Origin of the sequence: Roseobacter cerasinus, from assembly GCF_009811755.1 — a bacterium.
In the GTDB taxonomy this organism is placed as follows: Bacteria; Pseudomonadota; Alphaproteobacteria; order Rhodobacterales; family Rhodobacteraceae; genus Roseobacter; species Roseobacter cerasinus.
The window spans coordinates 556,215-578,866 of the sequence record NZ_BLIV01000002.1 but is presented as its reverse complement, the minus strand read 5'-3'; the positions used below and the strand labels follow the sequence as shown (position 1 = coordinate 578,866).

The following is a 22,652-nucleotide window of genomic DNA, read 5'->3' as shown; positions in this document are numbered from 1 at the left end:
CCAATGACCATTCGTCCAGATGTAGAGCCAGATTTGTTCAAGGTCGCTCTCAGCAAGCGGTGATAGTCTATATGACGCCATGCTAGCTGATGTGCTTCTCGTGCATGCGTTTCAGGAAGCCGTCACGATCAAAGAGCTGCGGCTCACCGGATTGCTTACCCGCGATCAAAGCATCCTGCAACGACTTCACCTTGGCTTCATGCTCTTCCAGCAGGCGTAAGCCCGCCCGCACAACGTCACTGGCCGAACCGTAGCGGCCTGATTGAACCTGTGTATCGATGAACCCTGTAAAGCGGTCGCCAATCGACATGGATGTGTTTTTTGCCATGATGAGCCTCCTAAGAACAGAGTATACCAACTTTGGTATTACTCAACTATTCGCTGCCTTGGCGTTCGTTAAAGATCTCCACAAGAAACGTCGCGACTGCACCTGCTGTATTTACCGCGAGGCTAGCGTGACGGGGAGAAGGGCGGACAGGCAGGCGGTAATGCCCCCGAGATTTGGTGGTGTCTGAAAGTAGAATTTTCTCGAAGATGAAAGAGGAGTTTCTGATGAAGAAATCAAAATACAGCGACGCGCAGATCATGGCGATCTTGAAGCAGGCAGAGAACGGCGTGCCGGTTTCTGATCTGTGTCGCGAACATGGGATGAGCGGCGCGAGCTTCTACAAGTGGCGTTCCAAGTATGTTGGTATGGACGCCAGTCCAATGGCGCGCATGAAAGAGCTGGACGAAGAGAACAAGCGGCTCAAGAAGATGTATGCCGAGAAGAGCATGCAGAACGATTTGCTGAAGGAAACGCTTGGAAAAAAGTGGTGAGGCCGTCTCAAAGACGCGAGATGGCCGAATGGGCGGTGCGCTGCCGATGGGCACATCGGAATTACACGAAACAGAATCATGTTGGCAACCAAGGCGTTGACCATGAACCGAAGCATGTATATTCACAGCTCGTCTTGAGAAAGGCGAACCACGCAGCACGAAGGAAATCAATGGATCATGGGGCTAGTAGTCCTGACGGGCAATCTCGAAGATTAGAACGTCGTTTACGATATCGGACCCCATAACGCCCTTACCGACATCTCGTAACTTACGTCGAACAACATCGAGGTTCTCGTTGTTGATGAACGCTCCGTCGAACCCACCGATACTTGCATGATCGAACAGGACCCGCAAAAACCCGTCGCGCAGCTTGGGTTCCATTTCGAGAATATTCTCGGTGCTGCCCAGGGCCACCTCCATGCTAAGCGACATCACAACAAGCGCCGAAATCCTCTCATCTTCGACCAACGGAACCACAAACTGATTGGGTAGCCTGACGTACTCCATACCATCCGCAGGGCCCTCCTTTTCATTGGCATCGCCACTGGATACTGTCTCTGCCGCTTCATACTCATCAGCGTCGGTTGCGGCGTCCGCAATCGCTTCCTCAACGGGCGCTGGCCTCAAAAAGATGCCAGCGCCGACGCCGGCGCCGGACCCGACAAGTAGCATGATAATAGGGAGCAGTTTTTTCATTGTGTCGATCCCTCTAGAACGGCAGAACAGTATCCAAGACCTGTTGACCTATGCGGGGTTGTTGCACGTCAGTGATTTGCCCCCGTCCACCATATGAGACCCGAGCGGTGGCAATTTTGTCGTAGGTGATCTCGTTTTGACGTGAGATGTCTTCAGGGCGGACGTATCCGCTGACCAGAAGCTCTCGCATCTCAAAATTCACGCGGAGTTCCTGGCTTCCGGAAATGGACAAAACCCCATTTGGCAAAACATCAACAACGGTCGCGGCGACACGCAGGGTCAGTTTCTCATTCCGACGAACGGAACCATCGCCGGAGGAGCTACTGCTGGAGTTGATGGACACCGCGTCAGCAGAAGACGCCCCTTCCGGCAAGCGGCGGTCAAGGCGTTGCGGCAGACCAAATAGACTAGGGATGCCAAGACTTTCTGTACCCGAGCGGGACCGATCTGTTGCGTTGGAGATCTCGGCTTCTTCGTCGATTTCAATGACGACGGTCAGAATGTCACCCTGCTGAACGGCCCGACGGTCACCCAGAAGTGACTGCCGCGCACCGGACCACAAAGAGGCCCTGCGTGTTGGGCTGACTGCCTCGGTCCGCAGCGGCAATCCCGGGGACGCCATTGCGTTGTGCTCAGCCGTCGCCCTCGGAGAAGAAAACGACGGAGGTTTGCCAAGGTGATCCATACGTCCGCAGGCTGCTATGACCAAGATGCTCAATATTGCGGTGCTATTTCTTACCAACATAACAATCCCTACTTTCTTACTCTCACAGACCCGTCCGGCTGGATCAGCCCAAACAAAGTCGCCCGCGACGTCAGGTTCATTACCCTCACGCGATCTCCAACACCGCCACGCTCCAGAGACCGACCCTCGGTTGTGATGATCAGACCAGAGGTCTCAAACCTGAGCGCAACAAGCTGATTGCGCGTGACAACCGCAGGCGGCCCGATGTCATCCACCAAAATCGGCCTGCCGGCATAAAGCGTCGTACGCGCTTCCTGTCCTATGACATCGCCAATATGATCAAACCCATTTGGGATTTGGCCTGCCTTTGTCCCAACATCGATATCGCTGATAATGGCATTCGCACGGATTGTGCGTGTCGGAACAACCACATCCGACCAGGCCACATTCGCAACCATCAAGACCAAAATTGCGCAGCATAGCCGGGTCATCGAATCTGCGTCGTTGCGCCCATCATCTGGTCGGCAGCAGAGATGACCTTGGCATTCATTTCGTAGCCCCTTTGTGCCTCGATCAGCTCCGTAATCTCTCGAACAGCATCTACTGAGCTGTCTTCGAGATAACCTTGCCGAACGGTCCCAAGCCCGTCTTCACCAGGCGTGGAGATGAGTGGTGGACCAGAGGCTTCGGTCTCGGAAAAGAGGTTGCCACCAAGAGCTTCCAAACCCTTGGCATTGGTGAAGCCGACCATATTGAACTGGCCGAGCAATTGTGCATCCGGTGCATCCGCGAAATAGGCATAGACCTCGCCTGAAGCATTGATTGAGATCTGGCGCGCATCGTCCGGGATCACGATCTGAGGTTCAACGGGGAACCCGTCGGAGTTCACAATCAAGCCTTCGCCCGTCCGTTTCAGGCCACCATCGCGGGTATAGGCGCTCAAACCGGAGGGAAGTGTGACCTCAAGATATCCGTTGCCTTCGATTGCGAGATCAAGATCTCCGCCGGTCTGGCTCAGCGAGCCCTGCTGTAGCTGAACAGCCACCGCTGCGGGCCGCACACCCAAACCCAACTGCACGCCAGTTGGCATCAGGGTTCCATCGGTTGCGTTGATCGTGCCGGGGCGCGCAAACTGTTGATAGTGGAGGTCGGCAAACTCGGCGCGGCGCGCGTTGTATCCAGTTGTACTCATGTTCGACAGGTTGTTCGAAATCGTCTCGACCCGCATCTGCTGGGCGCTCATGCCGGTTGCGGCAATTTTCAAGGCACGCATTCTGAAACTCCTCGGTTATTCGATTTACTGGGAAAGGGACCGCATAGCCTGACGTATCCGTTCGTCCTCGGCATCGAGAAAACTGGCGCCCAACTCATAGGCGCGCTGGACTTCGATCATCCGGGATATCTGCAGGATCGGATTGACGTTCGAATTTTCGACAAATCGCTGAAGGATGCGGGCGCCCTCTGCTGGCTCATACCCGTCATCCGCACGGAACATGACCCCGTCTTCGCGGATCATCTCGCGTGGATTGATTGGCTGGACAACGCCAATCTGACCGATCGGATTGCCCTCAGCCGACATCGTACCGTCAGCGGACACCGCAATATCACCGACCCCTGGCGGAACGAAAACCGGGGCACCTCCGGCATCCAGCACGCGATAGCCATCCATGGTGACCAGATCACCCTCACCGCTTGGCGAAAACGCACCTGATCGTGTCAGCCGTTCGCCCGCCGGTGTTTCGATCAGAAAGAAACCATCGCCTTCAATGGCGAAGTCGAAGGTTCCGCCTGTCTGGGTCAGTGTGCCCTGATCAAAGGAAGTGTCACGAACGTTACCTTGACCCATCGAAAGGCTGGAGGCCCCATCGATCGCCATCACGTATTCCGAGAATACAAGGCCTTCCTGCCGATACCCGGTTGTCGCCGTATTCGCGATATTATTTGCGATGACCCGCATTTCGCGCATCAGCCCAGATTGCCGTGTCAGCGTTGTATAGCCAGGGTTTTCCATCTCAACCTCCGATGATCAAGGGAACAATGCGGTTATGGAAAAAAGCCACGAGAGTTTGCGTCATGAACCCCATGGAAAGCCAAAAGACGATCACGATCGCGGCCAGTTTTGGAACGAAGGTCAGGGTCATCTCCTGAATGGATGTCAGCGCCTGCACCAAACCAATCGAGACACCAGTCACCAGCGCTGCGGTGAGAATGGGGATCGAGATGATCACCGCAATCCACAGCCCCTGCCGCAGTGTGTCAAAGAAGAGGACCTCATCCAGCATATCAGACCGGCATCCGAAGGATTTCCTGGTAAGCCTCGACAACCTTGTTTCGGACGGTTACCGCAGCCTCAACAGCCAGCTCGGTCTGTGCCAGAGCCTGAACAAGCGCGTGAGGATCCGCATCTCCGATCATGGATGCCTTCGCCGTCTCTTCGCTCTCGGCCAGGGTTTGCGCAAAATCGATTGCGACATCCTTAACGACCTCGGTGACAGTCGGCGTCTCGTCCGGCTTGGGTTCGGTTGCAGGCCGCGCCTGCACATAGTTTTGTATGGCGGAAGCTGAGCGCGCATCCGTGAACTTCTGAATTGCTGAAACAGCTTTCATATCCATTCTGGATCTCCTTCAGTTAGCACGGCACTTCGGCCGCGCGTTTTGGTTTACTTGCGCAAGATGTCCATCAAGCTGCTGGACATCTTGCGGGTCTGCTCAAAGACTTTCAGGTTGGCTTCGTAACTGCGCTGCGCCTCACGGGCGTCGGCAAGTTCGATCATCAGGTCAACGTTCGAGCTATCAAAATAGCCACTTTCATCCGCCATCGGATGCGTCGGGTCATAGATCCGCTCCAAGGTCGACTGATCCAATTGCACACGGCCAACCTCGACCATCGACACGCCGTTGCCGGCATTAAACGCAGTTTCAAACGGGATCAGCTTGCGCCTGTAGCCCGGGGTATCTGCATTTGAGATATTCTCCGCCAGATGACGTAGCCGAGTTGCCTGCGCCTTCAGACCGCTCGACGTCACATTCAAAGCTTTTGCAAATTCGTTCATGATACGTTCCCTCTTACTGACGGCTCAATGTGGCCCGCAGAATCCCAAGAGATGAGTTATAAATTGCAAGTGCCCGGTCGTGCTGGCGCTTGGCGTCCAGTGATTTGAGCATTTCGCCCTCAAGAGAGACCGTATTCCCGTTCGGAGACGCAACCGCCTCGTCATCAATGACCGGATCCGCCATATGACCCGCGATCACACCATTCAAATGGCGTTCGCGCGTGGCGCGCTGGCCCGCGTTATCTCCCATGGAGGTATGAATCTGATATGTTTCAGAAAATGGTGCAAGACTGCGCGCTTGATATTCCGGCGTATCGGAATTGGCTACATTCTGCGCTGCAACGGCCTGCTTCTGCCCCGCGTGTACAGCCATCGCATATGAAATCTTGAAGACTTCCAAATTTTTGAACATCCGGGCTTCTCCCTCGAACGGTTTCATCAAGGCTTAACTCTGATTCCTTTAGAAAGAGTGTGCAAAGGCCAAAGGTTTCCGATGACAGAGACAATTTCCTTCGACGGGCTCGCCGCCCAAATCACCGAGCTCAATCCCGTGCGGGCCATTGGGCGTGTTGCGCGGGTCGAGGGGGGGGTCATTCACGTCTCCGGCCTGGCAAACAAGGCCCGCATCGGTGATCTTATCGTGGTCTACAGGGCTGGAGAGCCGCTATCGGGTGAGGTGCTGCAGCTGGACGGTGAGGTGCTGGTCATGTTGCCCGACGAGGCTCCTGACGGTGTCGCCTTGCAGGATCGCGCAGCCCTTCTTCAGCCGCGTGGCATCGCTCCGTCCAATGCCTGGATCGGTCGGATCATCGATCCATTTGGAAATCCCCTTGACGGCAAACCGCTTTTGCGCGGGGCCGCCGCACGGCCATTGCGCCGCGCACCGCCCGACCCTGGTGCACGCAGGGCCTTAGGGGAACGCTTGAATACGGGCATGGCCGGGCTGAATACCATGCTGCCAATTGTCCGCGGGCAAAGGGTCGGGCTGTTCGCCGGATCCGGCGTTGGCAAGTCCAGCCTTTTGGGTCATCTGGCCCAGAACATGACCTCAGATCTCGTCGTGATCGCCCTGATCGGCGAACGCGGGCGTGAGCTGCGTCACTTCATCGAGGATGTTCTGGGCACTGAGGGGCTCAAACGCGCCATTGTTGTCTGTGCGACATCCGATCAATCGCCGCTTATACGACGAAGATGCGCTTGGGCCGCCATGTCGGTCGCGGAGCATTTCCGCGATCAGGGCCGCTCAGTCCTTTTTCTTGCGGACTCTATTACAAGATTTGCCGAAGCACATCGCGAGGTTGCCATCGCGGCGGGCGAGGCACCCGTGCTGCGCGGTTTCCCGCCTTCAACAGCGCACATGATCATGTCGTTGTGCGAACGCGCAGGTCCCGGTCAGAAGCAACAGGGCGACATTACCGGCGTTTTCAGTGTTCTGGTCGCTGGTTCCGATATGGAAGAGCCGATATCCGACATTCTACGCGGGGTGCTGGATGGCCACATTGTGCTCAGCCGAGACATAGCCGAGCGCGGCCGGTATCCGGCCATAGATATGTTGCGATCCATATCGAGGAGTTTGCCCGCAGCCGCCACCGAACCACAGAACGCACTTATCGGCCAGGCGCGGCATCTGCTGGCCGCCTATGATCGAAATGCAATGATGATACGTGCTGGACTGTACTCTACTGGCAGCGATCCGGAGCTTGATACAGCCATACAGATATGGCCGGAGCTCGACGGTTTCCTAGCCCAGGTCGAACGACAAAATGTAGAAAACAGTTTTACCCAGCTGGAATTGATCTTGCGACGTGCTGGAAGCGGCAACTTGCCCATCCGGGGCGGACGATCCTTCCGACCAAACCCCGCAGCATGACTTGATCTAGGATTGAAGCAACGTCAACGCGATTGATGCTGAAGATGACCCAGCGTTGAAGGATGAAATCTGAGACCGAACCACATACCGGGTGATCAATTCATCAAGCTTTTCCGGATCCGAAAACTGGTTCACCTGATCGCTGCCAAAAATGGTTTGCGCGCGCTCTTTAAACACGGACAGCTGTTGATCGATGTCAACCTGACCAAATTCAGACGGCAAGTTGAGTGCGCCCTCGAAGAGAGCACGCAGAGGAGGCTCGCCCATCAACGTGAACCACTTCGCGTCATTGGAGATGTCGTCCGACCGAAATGGCTCAAGTTCAAAGACGCCATCTGTGACCGTCACCACACCGTCGAAAGCAATATCGTCCGGCATCGGGAAGTTCTGCTCAATGTAGAGATCGGTGATCCGCTCCCCAAAGCCGCGTTTATTGGGCTGGAACGTTTCAGCGATGCCAAATCCGAAAGCCCGGGACAAATCTGCATAAGCGGGATTGTCCAACTCATTCGCACGCGCAACGATCGAAATACTTCCCTCTTCGAGCACTTCTTTGATTTTTATCCATTCGGGACTCTCGGGAACCTCGGCAGACGGTTCGAACCCAACAATGGCATCGTAATCCTCAGTCAGTCCAAAAGCACCCAATGCAATCTTAAGCAATCTTGGATCATCGCGCAGATCCTCAGGGGTTTCCACATCCGCAATTCGATTCTCGAAGTATTCGATGTCTTCAGAAACAGAGGTTGCGAAATCTGACACCGCTTCGGCAACGGCTTCAGCAGCCAGACGCTCTGGCGATTTGCTGGGGGGGCTCGCAAGTTCAACCAGAACCCTCTGCGCGTAAAGAGCAACGCGCATAGTATCGTCCTGCTGCCCGGCAGACACTTCGAAACTGCTGGCTTGAAATCTGGCAACTATTTCAGCTGCGAAACCCTCTGTACCAACCTGTGGCGTCTCACCTGGTCCCAACCCAAAAGCTTCGGAGAATTCCTTGTAACGATTGTCCGAAAACCGATTGGCAAGTGAATCCTGCGCGGTGGTTCCTTCCTCCAGGATCTTCTTGATGAAAAACCGGTTGTCGATGTCATCCTGTATGCCAAAAGCGCCGAGAGCGACTTCCAATAGTCGCCGATCCGATGTCAAATCCTCGGCAGTTTTGACCTTGTCGATATTCTGCATAAAATAATCAGTGGACCGCGCCACCTGCGCAGAGCTCGAAAAATTCTCTAGCTGGCTGTCGTAAGTTCGCTGAAGGAACCTCCACCCGCTCAGGCCGGAGGATGGGATAACTGGCGTAAACATCAGCTCATCCTTGCTGCTAAGAGCCGCTCTTCGCGAGGCAGCAACGCGCGCAACGCTTTCAATGCACGATAGTGCTGCTTTTCGACGAGGCCATTTGTTGCTTCGGCAAGCACATTTCGGCTGTCGGCATCTGTGAAGACCTGACTTAGCTCTTCGATCTGACGGAGTAGCGGCAAATGCGCCTCTTCAGGGCTCTTGTCACCTGACAGCACCAGTTGCATGGCGAAGCACGCGCGTTTTACCGGCGTCTTTGCGTCCTCAGGGTGAATCGCATCCCGCAACCGCAAAATATGCGCGCCTGGCGTCATGATCGCGAGCCTGCTGCGGCGATCTCCATTTTCGATCACCACACCGTTGATCAACACACGTTCTTTGGGGCTGAGCTTTAGGACAAGACCACTCATTTTGTCTCTCCTTGTTGTTTCAAGCCACCCAAAATCAGAGCGTTGATTTCCAGAAGCGGGATCGCAGATTCTTCTTTGCGGAGAACCTTCTGTGTATGAATGCGCGTAAAATCTGCAAGATATAGTATGCGAGCGCGCAAGTCTTCAGGGAGGAGGTTGTTTTCGTCTGCCACGTTAATGGCCAGCGTCGTCCAAAGCTTGTTGTTTTCGTAGAGCGCTTCGGCGAGGGCGTTGAAATTATCCTCCTTTATGGCTTTTTTAAGCCGGTGCGAGATGCGGGCGATAACTTCGTACTCTGCGCTGCGTGCCGTTCTGGTCGGGGCCGCCGCGGGCGCATATGCGCTTTGGGCCTGTGCGTATGCGTTCACGATGCAACCTTTATCGAATACTGGACAATGGGTTCGGGGGCGCGGTCAACCGCGCCCCCGAGATATCGCTTAACGGAAGAGCGACAAGATGGTCTGCGGTGCCTGGTTGGCAATCGACAGCGCCTGAACACCCAGCTGCTGCTGTGTCTGCAGAGCCTGAAGCTTGGCCGAGGCCGCTTCCATATCTGCGTCCACAAGCGAACCAATACCGGATGTCAGATTGTCGATCAGATTGCCCACAAACGAGTTCTGGGTTTCAATCCGGCGACCAGCCGAACCGAACGCAGCTGCAGCGTCAATCGACGTCTGGATCAGGCTTTCGATTTTGCTCAACGCATCTTCAGAACCTTCGTCTGTTGACACATCGATATCAGCCAGATCCGCCAAACCGCCACCAATCGTGGAACCTGCATTGGTGAAGGCAGCTACAGCAACCGTAAAGCCGTCTGCGGCCGCATCGAAGTTGAAGGTCATGTCGGTCGCGGCAGCGTCAGTTGTGTTGGTCGCGATTGCTACCGAGAAGCCTTCGATACCAGCGGCGGAAATCTGGGCATTGAGCGCGTTGGCAATGTCCGCCGAAGTATCGCCGTCCCGTGCCACATACTCGTAGACACCGGTCGTGACAACGCCGGCTGCGACCACATTGGTACCCCGACCTTCCGCAAGGACTACGTCGTTTTGAGGAGCGGACAGAGTGATCCGATACCCGATACCAGCGGCGCTGGTTTCGATCCCATCTCCATCAATGGAGAACGTCCGGGCAGCGGCGGTGCTGGCGCCAGTGATAGCCGCACCTGTACCATCGATAAAGTCAGCAAGAGTAGTGACGGCAGTTGTACCCATTGTCTGAGCGCCTGTACCGAGATCCTGCTTAGACACCGAAATGTTGCTGGCCGCAACGCCAGTCGAGGAGCGGTCAAGGGAAGACAGGATGTTGCTGGTGCCTGTCCCTGCCGCATCTGCACCATTTTCGGTGTTCGACAACAGGTTAAGTCCGTTGAACTGCGCCGCGGCGGAAATCGACTGAATCTGGCTTGTCAGCGCTTCGATGTCTGTCTGGATTTTGGCGCGATCAACGTTTTCCTCTTGCGAGTTCACGATCTTGCCTTTGATTTCAGTCAGAAGGTCCGTGATGCTTTCGGCTGCGTTCAGCGCAACACCCACAGTCGAAGACCCGAGGGCCAGCGAGTCAGCGATAGCTTCAAAGCCCGCAACGTCAGAGCGCATGACTTTGGAAATCGCCCAAGTCGCAGCGTTGTCCTTGGCGCTCTCGACGGTCAGGCCGGTCGAGATCTCGCTTTGAACCTTGCCCAGGTTCATGTTGATGGATTTTAGGGTCTGCAGCGCAACCATTGCGCTGTTGTTGGTAAGAATGCTCGACATGAAGCATGTTCCTTTGATCATTCACGCTTTGCGTGGATTAGGCCCCAACGTCTTCACGCGGGACACGAAACTGTCGTTCTGACCAATGCAATCGCCGTTCATCGGCGATGCGCCATCCGACCTCGGATGCAGCGCGACCATGCCCCGGCAAAGGCTAATGAGTGCTTAAATCCCTCCAACGCTGTCCATGCAGTTTTATTCAAATGCGACGCTATGCGCGCTTCTCCAAAGAGCTGTCCGGGGAGACGTCGATCTGGTGGCGCTCGCCCTTCTCGTCATAGGTCTCCAACGAGTTGCGCACGCGGCGCAGCTCAGCCAGTCGTTTTGAGACGGCACGGATACCCTCAAGCGCCTGATCCAGCAGCGCCTGGTTCCGTTTCACCTTGGCGTTCAGGGCTTCCAGCGGTTCGGCGTCTGCCGCGTCCAGCGCTGCAAGCTCATCGATCAAGCCCTCCTTGCGCTCCAGCAGTCGCCCGATCTCATCGAGATCCCCGACAAGCAGAGCCGCACGCTCAGCCTCCAGCAGGTCATCAAGTGCGTCGATCACGTCTTCAAACTGTTCATTGCTCATTCTGTCTCTCCTTTAATGCGTGAAAAAGTGCTTCGCTCAAACCGATGCCACCGGCCTTGACCATTTGCAGGGCCTGCTCCTGAACCATGAACGAGCTGAACTGATCCTCACCAGCGCCACCGCCGAAATGATCACGCGTTTTGCCCAGGCCTGCGGATTTCAGCATTTCGGCCAGAAAACTGGCCTCAAGCTGTTGCGCCACATCCCTCAAGGCTTGATCCCGTAAAGGCTGTGCGCCTGCATGCGCGCCAACCGGCGAAGGTGCTGTCATGGCAAGTCTCTCCAATTGCAACTATTTTTCCGGACTATGGCGCCAATCGGTAAAGATGCGGTAACCAACAGTCGTCATAAGCGCGTTGAACGTGGAAGAACTCCCGGAGACGCCAGTGCTTGAAATTCCAATGACACGTGCATCGACAGATGCAGGACGCGCGGACAAGATGTCCTCTGCCACCGCAAAAGGCGGCAAGGATGACGCCGCAACAGACGCCGATTTTGAAGCAGCCTATGCGGCCGATGGCGAGGCGGAGGCAACGCCTACGGCCAAGGACGCGCAGCGCGCAACAGCCGGGGAAGACACCTCAGGCGAGACACGCAAGGTGCGTGGTGACACGTCCGAAGGCGCGGTTGACACCGTTGGTGCGGAGGCTGAAGCCACGGATGACAACCCGCCGCTGGTCGCCAAAGCGCCGGAAAAAACAGTCCCAAGCACTGAAGGGGCCAAGGTGCCGCTGGAGGGTGACGCGGCAGTCGACGATCCTGCAACTGTCCGAACAGCGCGAAGGTCAGACACCAGTGAACTGGCATTCGCGCAGCGCCTGCGCTCCGGAGAGTCGCAGGTGGCGAACTCAGACGACGGTATGCCCGGTCGATCAGCGGCACGGGACGCACAAGGCGATACGCTCGCCAGAACTGGTTCGACTCCCGTTGATTCCACAAAAGCCGCACCGAGCCAGATCCTGGATGACATGGTGCACTCGGCTGGCAAAGCACAATCCGGAGCGGACGCGAGCCGCGCAGCAGCAGAGCTATCTCAGCTACAGTTGGCACATACGGCGGAGAAACCTCTTGCGACCACACCCAAAACGCCTGTGATGCCTCCTCCGGATGCCGTCGAGGAATTGCCACGCGGCTTGCGACGCAAGCTGGATGACATTCGCGCGGCACCGCAGACCGACGCGGCCTCTGCAACGCAACCCAAGCAGACGGCAAATGCACCGGCCCCGACCCTTCCCCCGCAAGGCGTTGCGCAATTGACAGCTCAGCCAGAAAGCGCATCGCTTGACCTGCAACTGGTCCCTGTGGGGGATCTGGATGCGCCTTCGTCGTGGGATCCGCGCGCAGCAGCACCAGCAACATTGGCCCAGACACTCTCACGTCCTGAAGTGCCTGGCATGATCGGGCGGCAACTCGCCGAAGTCCTTCAGCAGAACCCCGGACGACCGGTCGAAGTCTCACTCAACCCTGAAGAGCTGGGCCGGGTCCGCCTCAACATCTCCGCTGGAGAAGCGGGAATCACCGTCCATGTCTTGGCCGAAAGGCCAGAGACACTGGATCTGATGCGGCGGCATATCGATCAACTCGCTCGGGAATTCCAGGCTCTGGGATATGACACTATCAACTTCGCATTTAACGAAGAGCAGGCCGAGCAAAATGCAGGATCACAAGACGGCCACGATGGTCAGACTGCTGTCACCGCCGCTCAGGGTGTGGACGGAGACGCGGATCAAGGCGACCCCGACATGCCCATAAGCCTTGTTGCGACCACCGGCGTCGATCTAAGAGTGTAAGGAGAACTCCATGGAAGTGACCTCTTCCCAAACCACGCAGACAGCGGCACGCACGGCAGCCGCCAACGCACAATCGTCGGCTGTGCTGTCCTCGGACTTTGAGACATTCTTGCAAATGCTGACCACGCAAGCCCGTTATCAGGATCCGCTTGAACCCATCGATTCGTCCGAGTATGCGGCCCAGCTTGCCCAGTTTTCGATGGTTGAACAACAGGTGCTGTCAAATGACCTGCTGACGGCACTCTCGGCGCAAATGGGTGCAGGCAGCTTTGGCCAGGTCGCAAGCTGGATCGGGATGGAGGTCCGCACGAGCGCCGCAGTTCCCTTTGACGGATCCCCCTTGACCGTTACAACCGGGACAATGGCGGGTGCCGACGAAGCTGTGCTGATCGCGTACAATGCGGACGGAAAAGAGGTTGGTCGCCAACAGATCGGGATCACGGACACTGCGGTGACCTGGAATGCACGCGCGGACGACGGCAGCATATTGCCTGATGGCCTCTATACCTTCCGGGTCGATCACAGAGCTGCGGGCGAGTCTCTTGGCCTAAGTTCCGCAGAAACCTATAGCAAGATCACAGAGGCCCGCCGCGACGGCACAAACACCATCTTTGTGCTCGAAGGCGGGGCTTTCGTGACCAACGATGATATCAGCGCCTTGCGCCAACCGGCTGTCGAGCCTAACCCAGATCAGCAAGCATAAGCCCGGCATAAGCAGTTGGCATGACGATCCGCCGCGCCCGGCCAAACGGGAACCGGGCAAGCGGCTCACCCATCGCCGCCGGTCGGGGATCGGCGGTTCGGCCTTCGATCAGATCCGCCAGATATCGACCGGCGAGTGTCGCCATGGCGACACCATTGCCATGATACCCAAGACTCAGCCACAGCCCAGATCCTGGAACAGGCGAACCCACATAGGGCAGACCCTTTCGCGTCAGGCAGACCATCCCCGACCACATGTGCGTGACCTCCACCTGTGCCCAGGCCGGAAAGAGCCTCTCGAAATCGCGCATCAACCGCCCACAAGACCGGCGCTCTGCCGCTGCTCCGGTCATCAGACCGCCCCGCATGCCAAACAGGAAACGGTGGTCGGGCATAAGACGGAAGTAGTGGAGCAAATGGCGGGTGTCATAGCACATCTGATCGCTCGACCAGCCCTGCGCCGCGATTTCGTGATCTGTCAAAGGCCGGGTCACGAGCACATTTGACTGGCCGGGCATATATCGCCCACCCAACCAGCTCGGCAGGTCCTCTGACGAGTAGCCGTTCGTCGCAATGATCACATGCGGCGCAGAGACGACGCCAAGGGGCGTTTCCAGCTGATGCTGCCCATTGCTCAGCCGACGCGCCAGAACCGGACTGTTGTGACAAATCTCGGCACCTGCCATCTCTGCTGCGGATGCGACGCCATCGAGAAACCGGCGCGGATTGAGGCCAAACCCAATAGGGATCGTCAGCGCACCGTGAAACGGCCCTACCAGCCCGTGTCGCGCCAGATCTTCCTGTTCGATCAGCTCGGGAACAACACCATAGTTGCATTCAACCGCTTCAGCCTTCTTCCGAAGAGCCACCATATCCTTGGGGCGATGCGCAAGCTCCGTCTCTCCAGCGGAGTGCCTGCCAACATCCAGGCCAAACCTCTCGATCAGATCCGATACGAGGTCGACGGCGGCCTTCTCAGTGGCCCGAAAACCCAGCCGCGCCGCACGCCCAAACCGGGCATCGAAGGCTGCATCCTCCAGCAGACCACCTCCCAAACAGCAAAACCCGCCATTGCGCCCCGAGGCGCCCCAGCCCGGGAAATGCGTATCAAGCACAACTGTGCTGAACCCCGCTCTTGCAAGATGATAGGCGGCTGACATGCCGGTAAACCCGGCACCGATGACGGCCACGTCGGCCTGGCGCGCACCTGTCAGGGCAGGCCGCTCCACCGCATCGCATGTTTCGTCCCACCAGCAGCCCCTGCGCGGCCCTTCACCATAGGCGTAGTCTGCAAAGATCCGTTTCATGCCACCCGCGCCGCGGCCTGTTCCTCTTGCTGCTGGCGCAGGCTGTTGCGTTTGGTAACGAGGGCTGCGGTGATCACGCCGATGGTCACGATCCCGATCATGATGGTGGACAGCGCATTGATCTCAGGTGACACCCCGAGTCGCACGGCAGAGAAGATCTTGATGGGCAAGGTCGTCGCCGACGGCCCGGCGGTGAAAGAGGCAATTACCAGATCATCGAGACTGAGGGTGAAGGCCAGCAACCAGCCCGAAATCACGGCAGGCGCGATGATTGGCAGGGTGACCAGCCGGAAAGCATCGAAACTGGAGCAACCCAGGTCAAGCGCCGCCTCCTCCAGCGAGCGATCAAAGGTCACCAGCCGGGAGGATACCACCACCGACACGTAACACATTGAAAAGGTCGTATGCGCCAGAACAATGGTCATCACGCCCCGATCGAGACCAATACCGATGAAGAGCAGCAGCAAAGACAGACCAGTGATCACCTCAGGCATCACCAACGGCGCATAGATCATGCCCGAGAACAGCGTGCGTCCCAGAAACCGCCCGCCCCGCACCAGCACATAGGCCGCCATGGTGCCCAGCACAGTCGCGAAGGTCGAGGACACGACAGCCACTTTGATCGTGACCCAGGCCGCATCGAGAAACGCATCGTTCCGCAACAGCTCACCGTACCAGCGGGTCGAGAACCCCGCCCAGACAGTGACCAGCTTGCTCGCATTGAAAGAGTAAATCACCAGAATGACCATGGGCAGATAGAGAAACGCAAACCCGAAGGTCAGCGCGGTGACATTGAACCAGCTGAGCCTGTTCATGCCTCCTCCTGCCTTTGCTGATTGCGTTGAAACAGGATGATCGGGATGATCAGGATCAGCAGCAGGATCACGGCGACCGCGCTGGCCACCGGCCAATCGCGGTTGTTGAAGAATTCCTCCCACAACACCTTGCCGATCATCAACGTGCCAGAGCCGCCCAGCAGCGAGGGAATGACAAACTCACCAAGGGCCGGAATGAAGACCAGAAAACTGCCCGCAATGATCCCGTTTTTCGAGAGCGGAATGGTCACCAGCCAGAAGGCCTGCACCCGCGAACAGCCCAAGTCTTCCGCCGCCTCAATCAATGCCCCGTCGAGCCGGTCAAGTGCGGCGTAGATCGGCAGCACCATGAAGGGCAGATAGGTATAGACGATCCCGATATAGACCGCCGTGGTTGTGTTCAGGATGGTCAGCGGCGCGTCGATCACGCCAAGCCAAAGCAGCACCTGATTGAGCACACCCTCCTGGCTGAGGATGCCCATCCACGCATAGACGCGGATCAGGAAGGACGTCCAGAACGGCAGGATCACCAGCATCATCAGTGTGGCGCGCCATTCTTCCGGCGCGCGGGCCATGGCGTAGGCGATGGGGTAGCCCACCAAAAGCGTGATCGCCGTCGAGGTCACTGCAATGCGCAGCGAACTGACATAGGCTTTCCAGTAGAGATCATCCGTGGTCAGAAAGACGAAATTCTCGAAATCCAGCGCGGAAAAGAAGGGGCCGAAGCCATCTTCCAGCGTGGGTGTGTAGGGCGGGATCGACAGGGCGATGTCGGAGAGGGAGATCTTGAAGACGATCACGAAGGGGATCAGAAACAGCGCCAGCAGCCAGGTATAGGGCACGGCAATCAGCACAAACCGCTGCATCAGGCGTCCACCCCGATATGCAGCCGCGCGCTCATTGATCGAGCAAGACGCCGGCGGTTTTGGTCCAGGAAACCCACACCGGATCCTCCCAGGTGAAGCTGCGGCGTGAGATACGGCGCGTGTTGGCCGTCTGCGCCTTGATCACCTGACCGCCCGGAAGCTCCACATGGTAGGTGCTGAGATTGCCCAGATAGGCGATGTCCAGCACCTTGCCGTGCACTGCATTCTCAGCCTCTGGCGGACGCTCGGCGCTGATGGCGATTTTCTCGGGGCGAATGGCCAGATGGCACGCCTGCCCCTCCGAAAACGCACCCTCAGAGGCCGCGATGAAGGGCACCGTGTCCTCGGCCCAGTTGAGCTGGAACAGCCCGTCGCCCACCGCCCGGGCCGTGCCGGGCACAATATTCACATCGCCAATGAAATCAGCGACATAGACGCTCTCGGGGGCTTCATAGATCCGCTCGGGCGTGGCCACTTGCATGACACGGCCTTCATCCATCACGGCGACGCGGCTCGCCACGGTCATGGCCTCTTCCTGATCGTGGGTCACAATCACGAAGGTGGTGCCGGTCTTCTCCTGAATGTCCATCAACTCAAACTGCGTCGCCTGCCGCAGCTTGGCATCCAGCGCGCCCAGGGGTTCGTCGAGCAGCAAAAGCTTGGGCGCCTTGGCAAGGCTGCGCGCCAGGGCGACCCGCTGGCGTTGCCCGCCCGAGATTTGATGCGGCTTGCGACGCGCGAATTTCTCCAGCCGCGTCAGCTTCAGCATCTCTCCGACACGTGCGTCGATGTCGGCCCTTGGCAGGCTGTCGCGGCGCAGGCCAAAGGCGATGTTGTCATAGACGCTGAGATGCGGAAACAGCGCGTAGGATTGGAACATCATATTCACCGCTCGCTTGTTCGGCGGCACGGCGGCAATATCCTGCCCGGCCAGTTCGATGGTGCCTTCACTCGGCGTCTCAAACCCCGCAAGCATCCGCATCATGGTGGTCTTGCCGCAGCCCGAAGGGCCCAGCAGCGCAAAGAATTCCCGCTCAAAGATATCAAGCGTCAGATCGTCGATCGCAGTGAATGCGCCGAAGCGCTTGGTGACGTTTCGAAACCGGATCAGCGGTTTTTCGGTGGGGTCGTCCCAGGGGGCAAAAATCGTTTCAGCCAATGGCGTCTTCCCGCAAAGGCCCGGGCGCAGCTGCGCCGCACCCGGTTAAATGGGTCAGGTGCCCGATTTGATCCGCGTCCACGTCCGGGTCAGGGTGCGCTGGTCGCGCGGGCCCCAGGTGGTCACGGTATAGAGGTTTTCCAGCGCCGCCTCGTCGGGGTAGATCGCCGTGTCGCCGATCACATCTTCAACCAGGAACTCCTTCGAGGCCTCATTGCCGTTGGCGTAGTAGACGTAGTTCGACGCATCCGCCATGTTCTGCGCGTCCATGATGAAGTTCAAAAATATATGCGCCGCCTCGGGGTTCGGGGCGTCGGCAGGAATGGCCATCTGGTCAAACCACATCAGCGCGCCTTCGTTGGGCGCGTTGTAGGCAATCTCAACGCCATTCTCTGCCTCCGCCGCGCGGTCGCGCGCCTGCAGGATGTCACCCGACCAGCCGAAGGCCACACAGATGTCACCGTTGGCCAGCGCATTGATGTATTCGGAGCTGTGGAACTTCTGGATATGCGGACGCACGGCGCTCAGAGCCGCTTCGGCCTTCTCCAGCGCCTCGGCATCCTTGGCGTCCGGGTCTTCGCCCAGATAGGTCAGCGCGGCGGGGATCATCTCGGTAGGTGCGTCCAGGAAATGCACGCCACAGGCGGCCAGCTTTTCCATGTTGCCTGGGTCAAAGATCAGCCCCAGTGAAGCAATGGGAGCGTCAGCACCCAGGATTTCCTGCACCTTGCCGACGTTCACGCCGATGCCCGTGGTGCCCCACATATAGTTGATGGAATAAGCGTTTTCTGGATCGTACTGCGCCGTGCGCGCCTCAATCACGTCCCACATGTTGCCGATATTGGGCAGCTTCGATCTGTCAAGCGGCTGGAACACACCGGCCTGGATCTGGCGGGCCAGGAAGGTTCCTGTCGGCACCACAACGTCATAGCCGGACCCGCCCGCGAGCAGCTTGGTTTCCAGCACCTCATTGCTGTCAAAGACGTCATAGACCAGGTCAATTCCGGTCTCGGCTTCGAACTTCTCCAGCAGCGCCTCGTCGATGTAGTCCGACCAGTTGTAGACACGCACCTCGTCGGCAAGCGCAGCCGACGCACCAAACGCCAGCGCGGCGCAGCTCAACATGAGCTTTTTCATTGTGATACTCCCGTTGATGATGACCGGGTTTGCCCCGATTTCCTCAATTTTGATCAAGTTTTGCCGCTGGCGGCAAGATGCCTTATGCTTTCATGCCATCACCTGCTGTGCAAGAGATCAGCGCAGTGCGTGTGACCACCTCAAAGGACCGGATATGGATCTGCCTACAAAACCGGCACCCCCTGCAGCCACCACCGGCGCAAAGAGCCCGGCACATCAGAAGGTTTATGAACAGCTACGCGCCCGCATCCTGTTCGGCGATCTTGCCCCCGGGCAGGCGGTCACGATCCAGGGGCTTGTTAACGACCTAGGCGCTGGCATGACCCCGGTACGCGAGGCGCTGCGCCGGTTGATTTCCGATGGTGCGCTCAGCATGTTGGGCAACCGGCGGGTAATCGTTCCCGAATTGAAGGACGACTGCATAGAACAGCTTGATTTCATGCGGCAATCTCTAGAGCCAGAGCTGGCAAGACGCGCGGTCTGGCATATCGATGTGGATGGGCTCTCGACACTAAGGTTGCGCGATGACGCGCTGAACGCGGCCATCGAACAGGGTGACATTCCGGGTTACCTCACGCACAACTATCGCTTTCACGCCACGCTTTATGAAATTGCGCAAGCGCCGATCCTGACCGCGACGGTTGACCGGTTGTGGCTGCGCTTTGCCCCGTCGCTCCGGGTGGTCTGTGGACGCTACGGCACCCTGAATCTACCAGATAAACACGCCGACCTGCTGCGGGCGCTGGCCGCACGCGACGGAGAAGCTGCAGCGCAGGCCATGGCGGAAGACGTGCATCAGGGTATGCTGCAAATCCGGGCCTCACTGGAAGATGCAGCCGTTGATCAGCGATTCGATTGACATCGGATAATTTGATCATATTCTGCTGCTGGCGGCTGATGCCGTGTTTCCCCAAACCCACAGGTGCCTGATGCCCGCGATTACAAATCACATGCCGACGGCTGAGTTGCAGGCGCTGGATGCAGCGCATCACATGCACCCGTTCACAACAAATAACGAGCTTGCCGAGCGCGGCGCGCGGGTGATCACGCGGGCTGAAGGGGTCTATCTGACCGACAGCGAGGGCAACGAAATCCTCGACGGGATGGCGGGGCTGTGGTGTGTAAACATCGGCTATGGCCGCACCGAAATGGCTGATGTCGCCGCACGCCAGATGATGGAGCTGCCGTACTACAACACGTTTTTCATGACGACGCATGTGCCCGCCATCGCCCTGGCACAAGAGATCACCAAACTGGCGCCCGAGGGGCTGAACCATGTGTTTTTCGCAAGTTCCGGGTCGGAGGCGAATGACACCAACATCCGCATGGTCCGCACCTACTGGGCCGAAAAGGGGCACCCCGAAAAGACCCATATCATCAGCCGCAAGAACGCCTATCACGGCTCCTCCGTCGGGTCAGGCTCGCTGGGCGGGATGAGCTATATGCACGCGCAGGGCGGCATGCCGATCCCCGGCATTCACCACATCAACCAGCCGGACTGGTGGGGTGAAGGCGGCGAGATGACACCCGAAGAGTTCGGCATCGCCCGTGCGCGCGAGCTTGAGGAGAAGATCCTTGAGCTGGGCGAGGAGAAAGTCGCGGCGTTCATCGCAGAGCCGGTGCAGGGTGCAGGCGGCGTGATCGTCCCGCCCGACAGCTATTGGCCCGAGATCCAGCGCATCTGCGACAAGTACAACATCCTGCTGATTGCAGATGAGGTCATCTGCGGTTTTGGCCGAACGGGCAATTGGTTTGGCAGCCAGACCATGGGTCTGCGCCCGCATATCATGACCATCGCCAAGGGGTTAAGCTCCGGCTACCAGCCCATCGGCGGATCGATTGTCTGCGATGAGGTGGCCGAGGTGATCGGCGCGGCGGAGTTCAACCACGGATACACCTACTCCGGCCACCCGGTCGCCGCCGCTGTTGCAATGGAAAACCTACGCATCCTGCAGGAAGAAAATGTGCTCGATCACGTAAGAACGGTCGCGGCCCCTGCCCTCAAGACAGCGCTGGAAAGCCTGACCGGCCATCCACTGGTCGGCGATCTGGCGATTGAGGGCATGATGGCCTCGCTGCCACTGACCCCGCACAAGGAAAGCCGGGCCAAGTTTGCAACCGACAAGGGAACGGTTGGCTACATCTGCCGAGAACGTTGTTTTGCGAATAACCTCGTGATGCGGCATGTGGGTGACCGCATGATTGTCTCGCCTCCGCTGATCATCACGCCGGAGGAGATCGACGTGCTGATCACCCGCGCGCGCCGGGCCTTGAATGAAACCCATGCCGAGCTTAAAAACCAGGGGCTGCTGCAACCTGCGTCCTGATGCGGCGCGGGGCGATCGCCGATCATCGTGCCAGAAACGCCCCGCTGCACAGCACATCCGACCGGAATTGGCGCTGAAAACAGCGAAACGGACTTCAATGCACCCAAGACGGGCTCAAGTTGAGGTAAGCGCTTGCGCGACGCCGCTTTTCTCGTGTTAACATTGCGCCAATCAGCGCGGAAAACCGCCGGGGAGAAACGGGGAGCCACGTTTGGCCGACATGAAAACCGAAGACGCGTTCGTTGCATTCGAGCGCGTGCAAAAAAGCTATGACGGCGAAACGCTTGTCGTAAAAGACCTCAATCTTTCGATGCCGAAAGGTGAATTCCTGACCATGCTGGGGCCCTCTGGCTCCGGCAAGACAACCTGTCTGATGATGCTGGCCGGGTTCGAGACGGCCACCCATGGCGACATTCGCCTCGATGGGCAGTCGATCAACAACATTCCACCACACAAGCGCGGCATTGGCATGGTGTTCCAGAACTACGCCCTCTTCCCGCATATGACGGTGGCGGAGAACCTCTCCTTCCCGCTCGAAGTGCGCAAGATTGGCAAATCCGATCGCGAGGCCAAGATCACACGCGCACTCGACATGGTGCAGATGGGCGCCTTTGCCGGGCGCAGGCCCTCGCAGCTGTCGGGCGGTCAGCAGCAGCGCATCGCCTTGGCCCGCGCGCTGGTGTTCGAGCCGGAGCTGGTGCTGATGGACGAACCGTTGGGCGCGCTCGACAAGCAGCTGCGTGAGACATTGCAGTTCGAGATCACGCGGCTGGCGCATGATCTGGGCATCACCGTTGTTTATGTGACCCACGACCAGACCGAAGCGCTGACCATGTCGGACCGTGTGGCGGTCTTTGACGATGGCCGCATCCAGCAGCTGGCCCCGCCGGATCAGCTCTATGAAGCGCCGGAAAACAGCTTCGTTGCGCAGTTCATCGGCGAAAACAACACGCTGGAAGGTGTCGTCAAGGAGATCAAGGGCGAGACCGCGCTGATCCAACTGGATGATGGCGAGCTCATCGACGCAAAGCCGGTGAACGTCGCGCAACCCGGCGAGCGCACCCGTGTTTCGATCCGCCCGGAGCGGGTCGAGTACAAGAAAGACCGGCTCAGCCCGGACGCGCACACGCTCAAAGCCGAGGTACTTGAGTTCATCTATATGGGCGACATCTTCCGCACCCGGCTGCGCGTCGCGGGCCGGGAAGACTTTGTCATGAAGTGCCGCAACGCGCCTGACCAGACGCGCTTGAAACCCGGCGAACAGCTTGAGATAGGCTGGCTGCCACAAGACTGTCGTGCACTGGATGCCTGAGTGCATTCTGGCACGACCTGACAGAGACGGTGGCCAAGCCCGCTGCCACCTGCCTCACACGATCAGCGGGCAGATAACTGGGA

General features: G+C 58.1%; 27 protein-coding genes and 1 pseudogene. 7 read left to right on the top strand and 21 right to left on the bottom strand.

Going from position 1 to position 22,652, the window contains the following annotated elements; all coding sequences use genetic code 11:
- Window positions 1-82: 82 nt before the first annotated feature.
- Window positions 83-328, bottom strand: coding sequence for a type II toxin-antitoxin system ParD family antitoxin (locus So717_RS06655; RefSeq protein ID WP_159975428.1), 246 nt, complete (start codon window positions 326-328; stop codon window positions 83-85).
- A 224-nt stretch (window positions 329-552) separates the two neighbouring features.
- On the opposite strand from So717_RS06655, the pseudogene So717_RS06650 reads away from it, so the two are divergent.
- Window positions 553-857: pseudogene (locus So717_RS06650) on the top strand (transposase); the annotation flags it as partial.
- A 145-nt stretch (window positions 858-1,002) separates the two neighbouring features.
- Here the strand turns inward: So717_RS06650 and So717_RS06645 are convergent.
- Genes So717_RS06645 through So717_RS06605 form a run of 9 tightly spaced genes read right to left on the bottom strand, consistent with a single transcriptional unit; the run spans window position 1,003 to window position 5,692 of the window.
- Entirely contained in the window at window positions 1,003-1,515 is a 513-nt protein-coding gene (locus So717_RS06645) for a flagellar basal body-associated protein FliL (protein ID WP_159975427.1), read from the bottom strand.
- 13 nt (window positions 1,516-1,528) lie between these two features.
- Entirely contained in the window at window positions 1,529-2,260 is a 732-nt protein-coding gene (gene flgH, locus So717_RS06640) for a flagellar basal body L-ring protein FlgH (protein ID WP_159975426.1), read from the bottom strand.
- Window positions 2,261-2,268: 8 nt separating this feature from the next.
- Window positions 2,269-2,658 (bottom strand): flagellar basal body P-ring formation chaperone FlgA, encoded by a 390-nt coding sequence (gene flgA / locus So717_RS06635; RefSeq protein ID WP_238840695.1) that lies wholly within the window; start codon window positions 2,656-2,658, stop codon window positions 2,269-2,271.
- Between the two features lie 29 nt (window positions 2,659-2,687).
- Window positions 2,688-3,473, bottom strand: a complete 786-nt coding sequence (flgG, locus tag So717_RS06630; RefSeq protein ID WP_159975424.1) for a flagellar basal-body rod protein FlgG — start codon at window positions 3,471-3,473, stop codon at window positions 2,688-2,690.
- A 24-nt stretch (window positions 3,474-3,497) separates the two neighbouring features.
- Complete coding sequence (locus So717_RS06625; protein ID WP_159975423.1) at window positions 3,498-4,211, bottom strand: flagellar hook-basal body complex protein; 714 nt, start codon at window positions 4,209-4,211, stop codon at window positions 3,498-3,500.
- A gap of 1 nt (window position 4,212) precedes the next feature.
- The gene (locus So717_RS06620; RefSeq protein WP_159975422.1) at window positions 4,213-4,482 is read right to left on the bottom strand and encodes a flagellar biosynthetic protein FliQ; all 270 of its coding nucleotides are present in this window, start codon (window positions 4,480-4,482) and stop codon (window positions 4,213-4,215) included.
- Between the two features lies 1 nt (window position 4,483).
- Window positions 4,484-4,813: a flagellar hook-basal body complex protein FliE gene (gene fliE / locus So717_RS06615; protein ID WP_159975421.1), complete on the bottom strand. Its 330-nt coding sequence runs from the start codon at window positions 4,811-4,813 to the stop codon at window positions 4,484-4,486.
- A 47-nt stretch (window positions 4,814-4,860) separates the two neighbouring features.
- On the bottom strand, window positions 4,861-5,253 hold the full coding sequence (gene flgC / locus So717_RS06610; protein WP_159975420.1) for a flagellar basal body rod protein FlgC: 393 nt from the start codon (window positions 5,251-5,253) through the stop codon (window positions 4,861-4,863).
- 13 nt (window positions 5,254-5,266) lie between these two features.
- Window positions 5,267-5,692 carry a FlgB family protein gene (locus tag So717_RS06605; protein WP_306439498.1) on the bottom strand — a complete coding sequence of 142 codons (426 nt, stop codon included), beginning with the start codon at window positions 5,690-5,692 and terminating at the stop codon, window positions 5,267-5,269.
- A gap of 54 nt (window positions 5,693-5,746) precedes the next feature.
- On the opposite strand from So717_RS06605, the gene So717_RS06600 reads away from it, so the two are divergent.
- Complete coding sequence (locus tag So717_RS06600) at window positions 5,747-7,123, top strand: FliI/YscN family ATPase (RefSeq protein ID WP_159975419.1); 1,377 nt, start codon at window positions 5,747-5,749, stop codon at window positions 7,121-7,123.
- A 6-nt stretch (window positions 7,124-7,129) separates the two neighbouring features.
- Here So717_RS06600 and So717_RS06595 read toward each other — a convergent pair whose 3' ends face one another.
- From So717_RS06595 to So717_RS06570, 6 genes are all read right to left on the bottom strand, one after another.
- Window positions 7,130-8,428, bottom strand: coding sequence for a DUF1217 domain-containing protein (locus So717_RS06595; RefSeq protein WP_159975418.1), 1,299 nt, complete (start codon window positions 8,426-8,428; stop codon window positions 7,130-7,132).
- Window positions 8,428-8,832: a flagellar biosynthesis repressor FlbT gene (gene flbT, locus So717_RS06590; RefSeq protein WP_159975417.1), complete on the bottom strand. Its 405-nt coding sequence runs from the start codon at window positions 8,830-8,832 to the stop codon at window positions 8,428-8,430. Before flbT ends, So717_RS06595 begins: the two co-directional genes overlap by 1 nt.
- Window positions 8,829-9,200, bottom strand: coding sequence for a flagellar biosynthesis regulator FlaF (gene flaF / locus So717_RS06585; RefSeq protein WP_159975416.1), 372 nt, complete (start codon window positions 9,198-9,200; stop codon window positions 8,829-8,831). Before flaF ends, flbT begins: the two co-directional genes overlap by 4 nt.
- 69 nt (window positions 9,201-9,269) lie before the next feature.
- On the bottom strand, window positions 9,270-10,604 hold the full coding sequence (locus tag So717_RS06580; RefSeq protein ID WP_306439497.1) for a flagellin N-terminal helical domain-containing protein: 1,335 nt from the start codon (window positions 10,602-10,604) through the stop codon (window positions 9,270-9,272).
- Window positions 10,605-10,794: 190 nt separating this feature from the next.
- Window positions 10,795-11,154 carry a flagellar export chaperone FlgN gene (gene flgN, locus So717_RS06575; RefSeq protein ID WP_159975415.1) on the bottom strand — a complete coding sequence of 120 codons (360 nt, stop codon included), beginning with the start codon at window positions 11,152-11,154 and terminating at the stop codon, window positions 10,795-10,797.
- Window positions 11,144-11,425 (bottom strand): rod-binding protein, encoded by a 282-nt coding sequence (locus tag So717_RS06570; RefSeq protein ID WP_159975414.1) that lies wholly within the window; start codon window positions 11,423-11,425, stop codon window positions 11,144-11,146. The genes flgN and So717_RS06570 overlap by 11 nt, the downstream gene beginning before the upstream one ends.
- Window positions 11,426-11,555: 130 nt before the next feature.
- Here So717_RS06570 and So717_RS06565 point away from each other — a divergent pair, with 130 nt between their 5' ends.
- A complete protein-coding gene (locus tag So717_RS06565; RefSeq protein WP_159975413.1) occupies window positions 11,556-12,944 on the top strand; it encodes a flagellar hook-length control protein FliK in 1,389 nt (462 codons plus the stop codon).
- A gap of 10 nt (window positions 12,945-12,954) precedes the next feature.
- Entirely contained in the window at window positions 12,955-13,647 is a 693-nt protein-coding gene (locus So717_RS06560) for a flagellar hook capping FlgD N-terminal domain-containing protein (RefSeq protein WP_159975412.1), read from the top strand.
- On the opposite strand, the gene So717_RS06555 is transcribed toward So717_RS06560, so the two are convergent.
- Genes So717_RS06555 through So717_RS06535 form a run of 5 tightly spaced genes read right to left on the bottom strand, consistent with a single transcriptional unit; the run spans window position 13,625 to window position 18,930 of the window.
- Window positions 13,625-14,953, bottom strand: coding sequence for an NAD(P)/FAD-dependent oxidoreductase (locus tag So717_RS06555; RefSeq protein WP_159975411.1), 1,329 nt, complete (start codon window positions 14,951-14,953; stop codon window positions 13,625-13,627). The genes So717_RS06560 and So717_RS06555 overlap by 23 nt on opposite strands.
- Complete coding sequence (locus So717_RS06550) at window positions 14,950-15,768, bottom strand: ABC transporter permease (protein ID WP_159975410.1); 819 nt, start codon at window positions 15,766-15,768, stop codon at window positions 14,950-14,952. Before So717_RS06550 ends, So717_RS06555 begins: the two co-directional genes overlap by 4 nt.
- A complete protein-coding gene (locus So717_RS06545; RefSeq protein WP_159975409.1) occupies window positions 15,765-16,634 on the bottom strand; it encodes an ABC transporter permease subunit in 870 nt (289 codons plus the stop codon). Before So717_RS06545 ends, So717_RS06550 begins: the two co-directional genes overlap by 4 nt.
- Window positions 16,635-16,665: 31 nt before the next feature.
- Window positions 16,666-17,793 carry an ABC transporter ATP-binding protein gene (locus tag So717_RS06540; RefSeq protein WP_159975408.1) on the bottom strand — a complete coding sequence of 376 codons (1,128 nt, stop codon included), beginning with the start codon at window positions 17,791-17,793 and terminating at the stop codon, window positions 16,666-16,668.
- Between the two features lie 54 nt (window positions 17,794-17,847).
- Window positions 17,848-18,930 (bottom strand): polyamine ABC transporter substrate-binding protein, encoded by a 1,083-nt coding sequence (locus tag So717_RS06535; RefSeq protein WP_159975407.1) that lies wholly within the window; start codon window positions 18,928-18,930, stop codon window positions 17,848-17,850.
- 154 nt (window positions 18,931-19,084) lie between these two features.
- On the opposite strand from So717_RS06535, the gene So717_RS06530 reads away from it, so the two are divergent.
- The 3 genes from So717_RS06530 (at window position 19,085) to So717_RS06520 (ending at window position 22,569) form a co-directional block, all read left to right on the top strand.
- The gene (locus So717_RS06530) at window positions 19,085-19,789 is read left to right on the top strand and encodes a GntR family transcriptional regulator (protein WP_159975406.1); all 705 of its coding nucleotides are present in this window, start codon (window positions 19,085-19,087) and stop codon (window positions 19,787-19,789) included.
- 70 nt (window positions 19,790-19,859) lie between these two features.
- The gene (locus So717_RS06525; RefSeq protein WP_159975405.1) at window positions 19,860-21,257 is read left to right on the top strand and encodes an aspartate aminotransferase family protein; all 1,398 of its coding nucleotides are present in this window, start codon (window positions 19,860-19,862) and stop codon (window positions 21,255-21,257) included.
- A gap of 220 nt (window positions 21,258-21,477) precedes the next feature.
- A complete protein-coding gene (locus So717_RS06520; protein ID WP_159975646.1) occupies window positions 21,478-22,569 on the top strand; it encodes an ABC transporter ATP-binding protein in 1,092 nt (363 codons plus the stop codon).
- Window positions 22,570-22,652 lie beyond the last annotated feature (83 nt).

Coding starts and splice junctions, on each gene's coding strand:
- So717_RS06655 (WP_159975428.1), bottom strand. CDS start 328: ATGGCAAAAAACACATCCATGTCGATTGGCGACCGCTTTACAGGGTTC.
- So717_RS06645 (WP_159975427.1), bottom strand. CDS start 1,515: ATGAAAAAACTGCTCCCTATTATCATGCTACTTGTCGGGTCCGGCGCC.
- flgH (WP_159975426.1), bottom strand. CDS start 2,260: ATGTTGGTAAGAAATAGCACCGCAATATTGAGCATCTTGGTCATAGCA.
- flgA (WP_238840695.1), bottom strand. CDS start 2,658: ATGGTTGCGAATGTGGCCTGGTCGGATGTGGTTGTTCCGACACGCACA.
- flgG (WP_159975424.1), bottom strand. CDS start 3,473: ATGCGTGCCTTGAAAATTGCCGCAACCGGCATGAGCGCCCAGCAGATG.
- So717_RS06625 (WP_159975423.1), bottom strand. CDS start 4,211: ATGGAAAACCCTGGCTATACAACGCTGACACGGCAATCTGGGCTGATG.
- So717_RS06620 (WP_159975422.1), bottom strand. CDS start 4,482: ATGCTGGATGAGGTCCTCTTCTTTGACACACTGCGGCAGGGGCTGTGG.
- fliE (WP_159975421.1), bottom strand. CDS start 4,813: ATGGATATGAAAGCTGTTTCAGCAATTCAGAAGTTCACGGATGCGCGC.
- flgC (WP_159975420.1), bottom strand. CDS start 5,253: ATGAACGAATTTGCAAAAGCTTTGAATGTGACGTCGAGCGGTCTGAAG.
- So717_RS06605 (WP_306439498.1), bottom strand. CDS start 5,692: ATGAAACCGTTCGAGGGAGAAGCCCGGATGTTCAAAAATTTGGAAGTC.
- So717_RS06600 (WP_159975419.1), top strand. CDS start 5,747: ATGACAGAGACAATTTCCTTCGACGGGCTCGCCGCCCAAATCACCGAG.
- So717_RS06595 (WP_159975418.1), bottom strand. CDS start 8,428: ATGTTTACGCCAGTTATCCCATCCTCCGGCCTGAGCGGGTGGAGGTTC.
- flbT (WP_159975417.1), bottom strand. CDS start 8,832: ATGAGTGGTCTTGTCCTAAAGCTCAGCCCCAAAGAACGTGTGTTGATC.
- So717_RS06580 (WP_306439497.1), bottom strand. CDS start 10,604: ATGATCAAAGGAACATGCTTCATGTCGAGCATTCTTACCAACAACAGC.
- flgN (WP_159975415.1), bottom strand. CDS start 11,154: ATGAGCAATGAACAGTTTGAAGACGTGATCGACGCACTTGATGACCTG.
- So717_RS06570 (WP_159975414.1), bottom strand. CDS start 11,425: ATGACAGCACCTTCGCCGGTTGGCGCGCATGCAGGCGCACAGCCTTTA.
- So717_RS06565 (WP_159975413.1), top strand. CDS start 11,556: ATGACACGTGCATCGACAGATGCAGGACGCGCGGACAAGATGTCCTCT.
- So717_RS06560 (WP_159975412.1), top strand. CDS start 12,955: ATGGAAGTGACCTCTTCCCAAACCACGCAGACAGCGGCACGCACGGCA.
- So717_RS06555 (WP_159975411.1), bottom strand. CDS start 14,953: ATGAAACGGATCTTTGCAGACTACGCCTATGGTGAAGGGCCGCGCAGG.
- So717_RS06550 (WP_159975410.1), bottom strand. CDS start 15,768: ATGAACAGGCTCAGCTGGTTCAATGTCACCGCGCTGACCTTCGGGTTT.
- So717_RS06545 (WP_159975409.1), bottom strand. CDS start 16,634: ATGCAGCGGTTTGTGCTGATTGCCGTGCCCTATACCTGGCTGCTGGCG.
- So717_RS06535 (WP_159975407.1), bottom strand. CDS start 18,930: ATGAAAAAGCTCATGTTGAGCTGCGCCGCGCTGGCGTTTGGTGCGTCG.
- So717_RS06530 (WP_159975406.1), top strand. CDS start 19,085: ATGGATCTGCCTACAAAACCGGCACCCCCTGCAGCCACCACCGGCGCA.
- So717_RS06525 (WP_159975405.1), top strand. CDS start 19,860: ATGCCCGCGATTACAAATCACATGCCGACGGCTGAGTTGCAGGCGCTG.
- So717_RS06520 (WP_159975646.1), top strand. CDS start 21,478: ATGAAAACCGAAGACGCGTTCGTTGCATTCGAGCGCGTGCAAAAAAGC.